General features: G+C 62.0%; 10 protein-coding genes. 3 read left to right on the forward strand and 7 right to left on the reverse strand.

The window, feature by feature from the left end:
- The 3 genes from HMPREF0178_RS05220 to HMPREF0178_RS05230 all read left to right on the forward strand — a co-directional run.
- On the forward strand, positions 1-896 hold an 896-nt coding region (locus HMPREF0178_RS05220), incomplete at its 5' end, for a TRAP transporter large permease (RefSeq protein ID WP_009379638.1).
- Positions 897-1,065: 169 nt separating this feature from the next.
- Positions 1,066-2,010 carry a COG2958 family protein gene (locus HMPREF0178_RS05225; RefSeq protein ID WP_039958585.1) on the forward strand — a complete coding sequence of 315 codons (945 nt, stop codon included), beginning with the start codon at positions 1,066-1,068 and terminating at the stop codon, positions 2,008-2,010.
- A 60-nt stretch (positions 2,011-2,070) separates the two neighbouring features.
- Entirely contained in the window at positions 2,071-2,679 is a 609-nt protein-coding gene (locus HMPREF0178_RS05230; RefSeq protein WP_009379640.1) for a DUF4125 family protein, read from the forward strand.
- 41 nt (positions 2,680-2,720) lie between these two features.
- On the opposite strand, the gene HMPREF0178_RS05235 is transcribed toward HMPREF0178_RS05230, so the two are convergent.
- From HMPREF0178_RS05235 to HMPREF0178_RS05265, 7 genes are all read right to left on the reverse strand, one after another.
- Entirely contained in the window at positions 2,721-5,546 is a 2,826-nt protein-coding gene (locus tag HMPREF0178_RS05235) for a molybdopterin cofactor-binding domain-containing protein (RefSeq protein WP_009379641.1), read from the reverse strand.
- Positions 5,547-5,679: 133 nt separating this feature from the next.
- Positions 5,680-7,377: an acetolactate synthase catalytic subunit gene (locus HMPREF0178_RS05240; RefSeq protein ID WP_009379642.1), complete on the reverse strand. Its 1,698-nt coding sequence runs from the start codon at positions 7,375-7,377 to the stop codon at positions 5,680-5,682.
- Positions 7,378-7,486: 109 nt separating this feature from the next.
- The gene (locus HMPREF0178_RS05245) at positions 7,487-7,813 is read right to left on the reverse strand and encodes a CGGC domain-containing protein (protein WP_005029085.1); all 327 of its coding nucleotides are present in this window, start codon (positions 7,811-7,813) and stop codon (positions 7,487-7,489) included.
- A gap of 118 nt (positions 7,814-7,931) precedes the next feature.
- Positions 7,932-8,882, reverse strand: a complete 951-nt coding sequence (locus tag HMPREF0178_RS05250; RefSeq protein ID WP_009379643.1) for a tripartite tricarboxylate transporter substrate binding protein — start codon at positions 8,880-8,882, stop codon at positions 7,932-7,934.
- 55 nt (positions 8,883-8,937) lie between these two features.
- The gene (locus HMPREF0178_RS05255) at positions 8,938-10,428 is read right to left on the reverse strand and encodes a tripartite tricarboxylate transporter permease (RefSeq protein ID WP_009379644.1); all 1,491 of its coding nucleotides are present in this window, start codon (positions 10,426-10,428) and stop codon (positions 8,938-8,940) included.
- 75 nt (positions 10,429-10,503) lie between these two features.
- A complete protein-coding gene (locus HMPREF0178_RS05260) occupies positions 10,504-10,950 on the reverse strand; it encodes a tripartite tricarboxylate transporter TctB family protein (protein ID WP_009379645.1) in 447 nt (148 codons plus the stop codon).
- The gene (locus tag HMPREF0178_RS05265) at positions 10,947-11,963 is read right to left on the reverse strand and encodes a 3-hydroxyacyl-CoA dehydrogenase family protein (protein WP_009379646.1); all 1,017 of its coding nucleotides are present in this window, start codon (positions 11,961-11,963) and stop codon (positions 10,947-10,949) included. Before HMPREF0178_RS05265 ends, HMPREF0178_RS05260 begins: the two co-directional genes overlap by 4 nt.
- Between the last annotated feature and the right edge of the window lie 98 nt (positions 11,964-12,061).

Below are 12,061 nucleotides of genomic sequence, written 5' to 3' on the forward strand. Positions count from 1 at the left end.
CTACAACGACGAGCTCGCCGTGGGCACGCTGGCCTGTTCGGGGGACCATTGGCTGCCTCATCCCGCCGAGCACCACCTTCATCATTTACGGCGTACTGGCGCAGCAATCCATCGGCGACCTGTTCGTCGCGGGGATCATCCCCGGCCTCCTCTGCGCGCTGTGCTTCATGGCCGCGGTGTGGCTCATGGTCTTCCTCAAGCCGGGCCTCGCCCCGAGACTGCCCAAGTCCCCCCTCCACGAGCGGATGGCCTCGCTCAGGACGGGGCTGCCCATCATGGGCATCTTCTTCCTCGTCATCGGCGGCATTTACGGCGGCGTGTTCACGGCGACCGAAGGCGGCGGCATCGGAGCGTTCGGCACGCTGCTGCTCGCGCTCTGTATGCGCCGCATGAACGGAAAAAACTTCATCGCCACCCTGCACGATTCGGCCAAGTTCATCTCCATGTGCTTCACCGTCCTGTGCGGGGCCATCGTGCTCAGCTACTTCATGGCCATGACGCGCATCCCGATGGTGCTCGCCAACAGCATCGCCGCGCTGGACGTCGCCCCCATGCTGGTCCTGTTCGCCATCGTCATGACCTTCTGCATCCTCGGCTGTTTCCTGCCGTCCATGCCGCTGCTGCTCATCTGCGTGCCGATCTTCGTGCCCATTGCGAAGGTTTTCGGCTGGGATCTGATCTGGTTCGGCGTCATCATCACGGTTCTGGACAACATGGCCTCCATCACGCCGCCTTTCGGCATCAGCCTCTTCGTCATGAAGGAAGTGGCGGGCGTGACGCTCGGCGCCATGTACCGCTCCGCCGTTCCTTTCGTCATCGCCCTGTTCGTCTGTCTTCTCCTGATCGTCCTGTTCCCCTCGCTGGCAACCTATCTTCCCACGCTCATGAACGGTTAGCGTACGGCGGACCAGCCTGAAACAGCGGAAAGCCCCGTGCCGTGCGGGGCTTTCGTTTTTGCCCGGTGGAAGCCACCCCGATCCCCAACAGGCTCCCAAAGGCCCGCGCAAGCTGGACATGGCCTTTTCCCCCGCCTACAATGGGTTCTCAACTGAACAGGGGGTGAACATGGCGCTTTCTCAATCGCAAAAGATCATTGCTTTTCTCGAAAAACATCGGGGCGGGAGCTTTACGGCCCGGCAGATTGCCGAAGCCATCGTGCAGCAGTGCGCTTCCGACTATGCCAAAAAGCGCAACAATCCCCGTTTTGCGGATGACAAGGCATTTCTTTCGCAAATCATTGCGGAAATCGGATCACAGAAAGACACGCTCAAAAGGCTCCGCCCCACACTCGTATGGCAGGACAGGCCCAAGCCCCGCCGCTACTGCATTCCATTGGAAGAGACGCAGGAGGCGCGGGATACGGCCCAAGGTGAAACCTGTGAACGCGATGAGGAGAGTTGCGCCTGTGAAGAACGGGCCCTGCTGGAACAGGAGCTTTACCCGCTTCTCACCAGCTATCTCTGGTCGGAGCTGCACCTCTACTCCATGCGCATCCGGGAAGGCCGCTCCCACAATACGCGGGGAAACGGCGGCAACCAGTGGCTCCACCCCGACATCGTGGCGATGGAGCCGGTGGACAAGGCATGGGGGAAACACGTCAAAGCCTGCGGGCACGCCAGCGGCAGCACCTGCGTCCGGCTCTGGTCGTTTGAAGTCAAAAAGACGCTCACCGTCGCCAATATCAGAAAATGCTTCTTTCAGGCCGTCAGCAACTCGTCCTGGGCGCACGAGGGGTATCTCGTCGCCACGGCCATCGCCGACGACCGGGTGGAACAGGAGCTCAGGATGCTTTCAGCCCTGCACGGCATCGGGGTTATCCTGCTCGATCCCGAAAATCCGTCGGAAAGCGAAATCCTGCTCCCCGCACAGAAAAAGCCGGATGCCGACTGGCAATCCATTGATCGCCTCGCCAAAGAAAACGGAGACTTCCACGAGTTCATTGAGCTTGTTTCCGTCTACTTCCAAACCGGGACGCTGCGGGAAAAGGATTGGGACAACAAGACGGCCTGACGAAAGCTTTGTTTGAACATTTGAACAGTGGTGTTTCATTGATAAACATGGAGAAAAAAAATGCGCGACGAACTGATGTCCGAAATCATCAAGATGGAATGGGACATGTTTTCTCATGTTTCGAATGTGGGAGGCCCGGCCTCCTGCCAGATGCGGCCCGACACCTTCAAAATCATGCGGAAGAGCCAGGCCGCCACATGGTCCGATGAGCTGCTTGCCAGCTATCTGGAAGATCTGAAAGCCGCCACGCGGGAAGGCAGAAACATCATGACCGAGAAATACGCCCGGATGATGGAATCCACTTTCCCCGAAGAATACCGGAAGCTGGCGGCATCCCTTCCGCCCGTCGACAAGGAAACCCTGCAGAAGATAGAAGAAATCGTCGCGATCAACGTGGGATGGAAAGCCGAGCTGTTCGACCGTTATCCCCGTCTGAGCGGCAAGGGCCGCCCGCTGCGCACCAGCGAAGACTCCACCGGGGAAACGTCCTTTGAAACGTATCTGCGGGGAGAATTGAAGACGTATTCAGCGCGCACGATCACGCTCCTGCATGAACTTACCTTGCTGCAACAACAGGATGGCGTGAACGGCGCGGCGCTGAATCTCCTCAATCAGGTGCAGCAGTACGGGTATGCCACGCTCGAACAGGCCGAAGGCCATCGCGCGTGAGCCTGACGGCGTTCCCGGCTTCCTTACGGGCGCGGCTTTACCTATCCCTTGCCCTTTCCGGCATGGCATGCCTTCAGAAAGGCAAGCCGCTCGTAAAGCGAACAGCCGAGATCCCAAGGCTCCTGGCCGTAGGGGACGCCGGCGGCCTTGGCGGTCATGGCGGCTTTCAATTTTTCCGGAGTGACGGGAAGCGTAGCCACCCGCACGCCCACGGCATCGGCTATGGCGTTCAGGATGGACACGTGACCCGCACTCTGGAAGCCTTCCGCGCATCCGGTCGAACCGTGCGGCCCGTTCTCGCGGTACGTCTCGTGAAACAGCACGTTGAACGTGTCCGGAACGTCATTGCAGCGGGGAACCCCCGCCCCGCGCATGGTCGCGTGCTTCTTCATGTCCTCGTAGTTTTCGCTCAGGGCGAAGCCGATGGAGTGCGAAAAACCGCCCCATGCCTGCCCGAGCACGGCCTGGCGGCTTCCGATCACCCCAACGTCGGCCACAATCGTCGCGCCGAGGACACGGGTCCTGCCCGTGGCGGCTTCGACAGCCACTTCCGCCATGAACAGCACGTAGTTCTGGGCAATCGCGCCGTACCCGTGCCCCGTATCGGGATCAATGTCCGACCATTCGGCGGTATGGACGCCACGGTATCTGGTCGGAACGCCCGCATCGCGCATTTCCCGCCATGTGCGATACGTCCCGTCTTCCTTGCGCATGGCGGTGAGCAGCTTGGAAGCCGCGTCCAGCGTAGCCATGCCGACGACATGGTGCGAACGGCTGCCCGACGCCGATCCCGTATCGGGGCAGCATCCCGTATCGTTGCGGACCAGGCGGATGGCCTCCGGCCTGAGCCGCAAGGGGCGCAGCGCCTCATGGACATGGAGCAGGCTGCCCGTATCCGCCCCCTGCCCGACGTCGGCCCATGTGCTGTAGTGCGTGACCGATCCGTCCTCATTCAGCTCCAGATCGATTTCCGCGCGATCCGGCACTTTTGAGACGTGATACCCGCCCCACGCAATGCCCACGCCGCGCCTGTGCTCCGGCGTGCTTTCCGCCCGGGCCTTTTCCACGGCCTTCCGGTAGTGCGGGCGCAGCATGTCCATCATCGCCCGCATGGGATATTCCCGGTAAGGGACGGACGTGGTGCAAGTATCCCCTTCCCGGGCGACGTTGATATAGCGGAACTCGAAGGGGTCCATGCCGATCCGCCCGGCGAGCATATCCACGATCTGCTCGCTCGCCGTGTAGGTCTGCGGCGAGCCGAACGCCCGAAAAGCCGTCCCGAAATTGTTGTTGGTGAAGGCCGTCCGCACCAGGCCACGGATGTTCGGGATGGCATACGGGTAGCCGAAAAAGCGGCAAACCTTCGTCGTCAGCGCCCCCGCCATTTCGCTGTATGCGCCGTGATCGATCCCGGCAAGGAAATCCATTGCCGTCAGCTTTCCCGCTTCGTCGCACGCGAGGCGGACATTGGCGTACACGGGGGAACGCTTGCCCGTCGTGTGCTGGTGTTCGGCGTAACTAAGCACGAGGGAAACCGGCGCATCCAGCGCCAGCGCGCAGGCCGCCGCCAGTGCGGTATTGCCCGGCGACATGCTGTAGCCGAAGCTGCCGCCCGCCGGATTGCCGATGATCCGCACCTTTTCCTTGGGCAGCCCAATAGCCGGGGCCATCTGGGCGATGTTGCCGTACAGGTATTGCCCCTTGCACTGGATGACCACGCCCCCGTCCTGCGGGTAAGCCAGAACGACATCCGGCTCCACCGTCAGATGCGGCTGCCGCGACGTGCCGAAACTTCCCTCAACCGTATGGGCGGCATGTTCCAAAAGCCCTTGCGTGTCCTCGCCCTTGTAGACGGGCTGTTCCATATAGATGTTGGGGGTGTTTTCATGGATCGGGAACGCCCCTTCCGCAGCGGCTTCCATGAAGGTCATGACGGCGGGAAGCGGCTCGTATTCCACCCAGACCCGTTCCGCAGCGGCCCGCGCCTTGTCCCGGCCCGTCGCCGCCACAACGGCCACCACGTCCCCATACCGGCGTACCACCCCGTCACAAATGACCGGGCGATCGAGGCCGTCGCACAGGCTGTGCACGGTGCCTTGCGGCGCAACCAGCCGGTTCGTGCCCTTTACGTCCTTCGCGGTAACAACGTTGACGACGCCGGGCATGGCTTGGGCTTCGGCGGTGTCCAGAGCCCGTATCCGGGCATGTTCCCGTTTCGCCAGAACAACCGCCAGATGCAGCGTGCCTTCCGGCATCTTCCCGGAAATGTCGGCCCCGAAGTCGCATGTCCCGAGTACCCGGGAAAGCGCCGTGGGCTTCGGGAAATCCGAACCGTACAGCCGACCGTCCTCCGGCGGGGTAAAGGTGATGTCCTCCATCGCCTTTTCCCCGCGCATCACGGCGGCGGCCTCCATCACGGCGTCCACGATGGGCTTGTATCCGGTACAGCGGCAGACGTTGCCGTGCCGGGTGAACCATTCCCTGACCTCTTCCCGCGTCGGATCAGGATTGCGCATCAGAAGCCCTTTGGCCGACATGATGAACCCCGGCGAACAGAAGCCGCACTGCACGCTCGCATACGTCATGAACGCCCGCTGCAACGGATGAAGCCGTTCCGCCGAGCCGATGCCCTCGATGGTTTCGACTTTCGCATACGCCTTGACCTGTTTCATCTTTTTGACGCAGGAGCGCGTGACCTCCCCGTCGAGCAGCAGCGAACAAGCGCCGCAGTGCCCGGTTCCGCACCCGACTTTCGTCCCGGTGAGCCCAAGACGCCGCACCACGTCGGCAAGGGAGTCCTTCTCCGGCTCACAAAGGATTTCCCGATCTACCCCATTGATGTTCAAGACGATTCTCTGAATGGACACGGTTCCTCCTCTGTGAAGGGGTTGGATATTTTCCAGACAAGGCGGATTGCCCTTCTCTCCCGGAAGCTGGAAAGAAAGGCAATCCGCCTTCGCCGCGCCTCAAGCGGCACGGCTGTCCTCCAGCGGACGGGCGCTACTTGCCCACGAAATCCGTGATGGGCGGACAATCGCCGGAACACATAACCTCAATGAGGGTCGACGTTTCCGACAGGCGGGCCTGTTCAAGGGCGGGCAACAGTTCTTCGGCATGTTCGACGCGGATGCCCTGAAGCCCGCAAGCCTGGGCGAGCGCCACATGATCGATGGGAAAGATGTCCACCGAAGTGCTGTTCTTGCCGTAACGGAGCTTTTCGGAACACTTCACGTATCCCAGAATGCCGTTGTTCAGCACAATGGTGGTCACTTTGAGGTTGGAACGGGCCGCGACTTCCATCTCCGACCAGACATGCGCAAACCCGCCGTCGCCGGTAATGCAGTAGATGGGGGCTTCCGGTTCGGCGACGGCGGCACCCAGCGCCATCGGCAGGCCCCAGCCGAGCCCGGCCATGCCGCGCGGCGTGATGAACCGCATCCCGCTGCGCAGCGACACGAGGTTGTTCGTCGCCCAGATGGACGAGAAGCTGGCGTCCGCCACAACAATGCTTTCCGGCGTGAGCACGGCCTGCAAGGCCGCCATGACCTGCGCGGGATGGAGCGGCTCACCGGCGTTGCTTAGGAAGGAAGCCATTTCCGCATCGTGCGCGGCGCGTCCGGCGGCGATACGCGCCTCAAGCGCCGCGCGTGCCGTGCGCCGCTTCCCACCATCCATCGTTTTCATGACATCCGCAAGGGCTTCGAGCGTGAGCCGCGCATCGCCCACAAGCCGTATGGCTTCGTAATTACGGCCTACTTCGCCGCTGTCCATGTCGATATGGGCAAACACGGCATCGGAGGGGTACAGCGTCCACGAGTCCGTCGCGTTCTGGTCGGTCCGCGTGCCCACCAGCAGGATAAAATCGGCCTCCTCAAGGGTGGGCCGCTGATGGCGTCCGGCAGAACCGGGGCCCGTGGCGTTGGCGAGCACGCCGAGCGAGAGCGGGTGCCGTTCGTCCACGCCTCCCTTGCCCATCACCGTGGTCGCCACCGGCAGGGAGAAATGTTCCTGAAGCCCGGCAAGGGCCGCGCACGCCGAGGAGAGGTGCACGCCGCCGCCCGCGACGATCACGGGGTTACGGCTGGAAAGCAGACGTTCCGCCACGCCGCGCACGGCATCCAGAGGAGGCATGACCGGATCAAGCGGATAATGGCCGAGCGGGATGCCCCGCTTTTCGGGCTCCGCAGGCATACCGAGCATGTCGTTGGGGAACAGGAGCACGACGGGACCGGGCCGCCCGGAACAGGCCACCGCGAAGGCCTGATCCACGTAGTCCTCCACGCGGTCCGCCGTATGTACCCGCCTCGTCCACTTGGAGCAGGCCGAGAACAGACGGACATGGTCGAATTCCTGAAACGCATTGCGATCCTCATTCTTCAACGGGATCTCCTGAAGCATGACCACAAGCGGAATCGAGGATTTCAGCGCTTCCGCAAGAGGGGCCACCACAAGCGTCGCCGCGGGGCCGTTCTGGGCGATCATGACGCCGGGGCGCTTGCTGACGCGGGCATAGCCGTCCGCCATGTAGCCGCCGCCGTTTTCGGTACGGTAGGCGATCTGGCGCAATCCAAGTTCCTCAAAAGGCAGGCTGAGGCCCTGCGGGAGCCCTTGTCCGAAAAACTCATGGATGCCGTGCCGCAGGAGCATCCTTCCGATGCTGTGCCCAACCGTATTGTGCTTTTCAGTACACGATGCCATCTGCTGTTCCTTTCGATGCCGGACGCGACATCCGGCGTTTAGGGGTATGACTCACTGAAAACAAGCCGCCTTCGACGGCGAGAAGCCATGCTTTGGAAATCGGAAAACCTCAGTGCGTGTATTCCAGTACGGAAACCTCCTTGCATTTCTTCCGCAGCGCCTGAAGGATGGAATCCCTGTTCGGACAGGGAAAACCGCTCGGATTTCCCTTTGTGATGCATGTGGCGAGAGCGATGGCCTGCGCCCCGCGATCCATGAGGGCCTGCGCCCTGGCAATGGCTTTGCTGCCGGGACAGCCGCCGCAACTCACAAAACCGACGATGGTGCAGTCACCCAGCGTTTCGAACGCGCCGGACTTCTTTTCGACTGCGGCGAAGTCGCCCGTTCCCGGACAGAGATCTTCCGTCTGCTGGCAGCGGATAATGCCTACTTTCATGTCAATTCCCTGATGTCTGGAGTGAAAAAAGGACGCGGATTCCCTCCCCTCGCTTTCACAGGAAAGCGAGGGTTCCCGATATGGCCGCAACAGTCCGGTCAAGGACGCCTACGGATGGTTACTTCTGGGGAAGGGAATGCTTCAGGATTTCGCCATAGGTGTTCAACTCTTCATCGTACAGTTTGCGGAAGGCTTCGGAGGACATCCAATGCGCCTTCGTCTTCAGCCTGAGGGCCTCCTGCCGGAACGCTTCGCTGTTGACCACTTCGGACATGGCGGTTTCGAGCGTGCGCAACACGTCCTCGGGGAGGCCGCGCGGCGCAATGACGCCCTGCCAGTGGGAGAAGCGGGCGTCCATGCCCAGTTCCTTGGTCGTGGGGATGTCGGAAAGGTTCTCGCTGCGCTCGTCGGCAAACTGCACCAGCCCGTACACATCGAACGTGGACAGCGACGCGGGCGCATCCGCATGAAGGTGGGTCCGGCCCGCCATGATGTCCTTAAAAATCTCCCCCCCGCTGCGGTAGGGGATGAAACGCAGCTTCAAGCCGAAGTGCTCGGCAAACTGCAGCATGGGCACATGAGTCATGTTGCCGGTAGCGGTGATGCCCACGACGTACTTGTTGGGGTTCTTTTTCGCCATTTCGATAAATTCGTTGACGTTCTTCCACGGGGCGTTCTTGGCGGTCATCAGAACCACGGGCTGGCTGACGGACGTGCCTATGAAGTCGAACGCATCCGTCCCGTAGGGAAGCTTCATCACATGCGGCTGCAAACACATGGTCCCGGTGGGCACATAGCCGAGCGTGTAGCCATCCGGTTTGGCGGCGGCCACCTGCGCCACCCCGAGCGTGCCGCCCGCGCCGGAGACGTTCTGCACGACGATGGGCTGCCCGAGCTTCTTTTCCATCATCCCCGCCAGCAGGCGGGCCGGGATGTCCGTGCCGCCGCCCGCGCCGAACGGGACGACCAGCGTGATCGGGTGTTCCGGATAGGCGGCCAGCGCCCCGGTAGCCGCGAGCATGAACGCGCAAAGGAAGAGAAGGGGCTTTTTCATCATCTGGCGGATCATACGGCTCTCCTTTTCTGTTATAGATTGTGGACCGGCTGGCGGAAACCGTGGGATATCACCGCTTCGCGCGCAGTGCCCTGTAATTCTGGACTTGCGGGACAACGAGGAGCAGGAAGGCCATCCCGAGGAGCACCATCGCTATGGGGGATGCGGAAACGAAGGCCAGCCACGAATCGTCGCCCTTGAACAGCATCATCTGCCCTATACTCATTTCAAACTGCTGCCCCAGCACAAGGCCGATGACCAGAGGCGGCAGGGGAAATTCCATGCGGCGCATGAAATAGGCCGCTATGCCCATGAACACGGTGACGAACACGTCAAACAGGTTGCCCCGCGATCCGTATGATCCGAGGATGCACAGCACCGCGATGAACCCCATCAGCAACTGCTCGGGAATCCTGAGCAGGAAGGAAAACATCCGGGTCGTGATGACGCAGCTCGGGTACATAAGCAGGTTGGACAGCATGAGCACGGCGAAGGTGGCGTACACCATCTCCGGATTTTCCGTCATCAGGCGCACGCCGGGGGTCACGCCGTGAATGGTCAGGGTCGCCAGCATGATGGCGGTGACGGGGTCGCCGGGGATGCCGAGGGCCAGCGAGGGGACCAGCGCCCCGCCCGTGACGGCGTTGTTGGACGATTCCGCGGCGATGATGCCGTCGGGCTCGCCCTTGCCGATATTCTCGCGCCGGGGCGAGGAGCGGCGGGCCTCGCCGTAGCTCAGGAAGGCGGCGGTCGCGGCGCCCGTTCCGGGGAGGATGCCCACGAACGTGCCGATGAGGGAAGACTTCACCAGCCCGGACATCCGGCCTCTCCATTCGCCAAGGGACGGAAACTGAACCCGGCAGGAGGTGCCGTTTTCCACGCGGGCCTCGCGCCGCATCCGTTCGACGCGATCCAGAACCTCGGAGAGCGCGAACACGCCGACAATGACCGCGACAAGGTCGATACCGCTGTTCAGGGCGAAAATATCGAACGTGAAACGCGATTCGGCGGAAAACGGCGACATGCCCACACAGGCGAGCAGCAGCCCGAGCACGCCCATGGCCAGCCCCTTGAACTGGTTGTTGGCCGATACGCTGGAAATGCAGGTCAGCCCCATCAGGATCAGGGCGCACGTTTCAAGCGGCCCGAACTGCAAGGCGAAAACGGCGATCTGCGGCGCGGCGAAAGTAAGGATCACGCACGAGAACACGCCTCCGAAAATCGATGCCGCCAGTGCCCAGCCGATGGCCTTTCCGGGCTTTCCCGCCCTCGCCATAGGATAGCCGTCAAAAGCCGTGGCCGCGGACTGGGGCGTTCCGGGCGTATTGATGAGCACGGCGGCAATGGAGCCGCCGCAGATGGAGCCGCAATACACGCCGAGCAACAGGGCGATGGCCGATACGCTCGGCATACCGAAGGTGAAGGGCAGGCAGATCGTGATGGCGACCACGGACCCCAGACCGGGCAGCGCGCCCACGATCATGCCGAGCATCACGCCCACGAAATTCATTGCGAGGGTAAAAGGCGAAAGAGCCGCCAACAGGGAATCGATGAAAAGCATGTTTTCTCCTTCTCTTTGCCGACGCGGATCCGAAAGGCGGACGGCCCGCCACCGTCCGAAACACGGCCCTTTCCTCTAAAACAGTATGCCCATCGGAAGCGGGAGTTTGAGGACATACCAGCATAGCGACCAGATGACGGCCGTTCCGCACAGGTTCGACAGCAGCAGCGAAGGCAGCTTGCGCCACCCCATCGCATAGCCGATGCCGCAGGCGGCGAAGAAGCTCGTCACGCCGAATCCCATGTGATCCAGCAACAGCGCGTAGGCGACGAGGATCCCGGAAACCGCCGCCGTCCTCGCCGAAAACAACGGAATGTCCGAGTCGCTGCGGCGGTGCGACGGCACCAGCACGATGCAGCATCCCACAGCTATGAAAAGCCATGTGAGCGCCTTGGGATAGTCCATCGGGTGAATGCCTTCCGTCGCATTCGCCTGCTCCAGCCCGAACGCCTGCGAAAGGAACACAAGCCCGAGTGCGATCACAACCAGTCCGCTGATGAGGTTTTCCCGTGCGATTTTCATGTGTCTTCACCCTTCTGGCTGGAAGGCCCGTTTTGCCATGCCCCGCCGTTCGCGGGTTCAAGGGAGGGAGACGGAAAACGGGCGTTGATGGTTTCAAGGCTCCGCAACACGGCCAACAGCCTCGCGTCCCGATGGCGCAGCACCTCTTCGGACGTGACGCCCGAGTAGCCGTAAAATCCCTTTCCGCTTTTGAACCCCAAACGCCCTTCCCCAACCATCCGTTCCAGCAGGGGAGGCGGCGTCTCATCCGTCGCAAGCCCCATAGGAACCTGACGGTAATTGCTCAACACAAGATCAAGTCCGGTGAAATCCAGTCTGGACAGGTACCCCATCACGGCAAGGCGCGCGCCCAGACAGACGGAAACGGCATCGTCCAACGCCGCGGCGTCCGCCACGCCGTCGTCGAGAAGCTGGAACAGTTCCTGATTGATGGCCCGCTGGATACGGTTGACGATGAAGCCCCGCGCAAACCGTTTGAGCACCACCGGTTTCATGCCCATTGCGGACAGGCAGGCGGCGAACTGGGGAACGAGCTGTTCGGGATTGGAAGGATGGCCGACGATTTCGACGAGGGGAATGATGTGCGCGGGCACAAAATAGTGCGCCATGATCAACTGGGGATGCAGGACGGACGGGGCGTGCTCGAAGATGTCGAGGACGGAGGTGTTGCTGGCTATCAGGGCCGAAGGGGACACGACGCCGGCCAGTTCCTCGTAAAAACGGCGCTTGATGTCCACCCGTTCCGAAATGACCTCAATGACGAGATCCGTCCGGGCCGCCGCCCCGAATCCGTCCTCCGCAAACCGCAGCCGGGCCATGACGCTTTCCGGCGGTTCTCCTCCCAGCTGCTCGGACTGCGTGCCCGCAAGTCGGCGGATGGCCCGTTCCGCCCGCTCCAGAGCGTCCCGGTCGACGTCGGTGAGGGTGACGGCATGTCCGCCGCGCGCGAACCGCAACGCAATGGCATGGCCCATCGTACCGGCTCCGAAAATGACCACGTTCCGAAAAAGCATACGGCTTCCCCCTGTTCCCGATTTCCGAAAGGGACGGAGCAACCTGTGCCCGCTCCTGTCGACAGCCTTATGAGCAAAGCCTGTGCCATGCCGTATCG

Source organism: Bilophila sp. 4_1_30, from assembly GCF_000224655.1.
GTDB classification, from domain to species: domain Bacteria; phylum Desulfobacterota; class Desulfovibrionia; order Desulfovibrionales; family Desulfovibrionaceae; genus Bilophila; species Bilophila wadsworthia.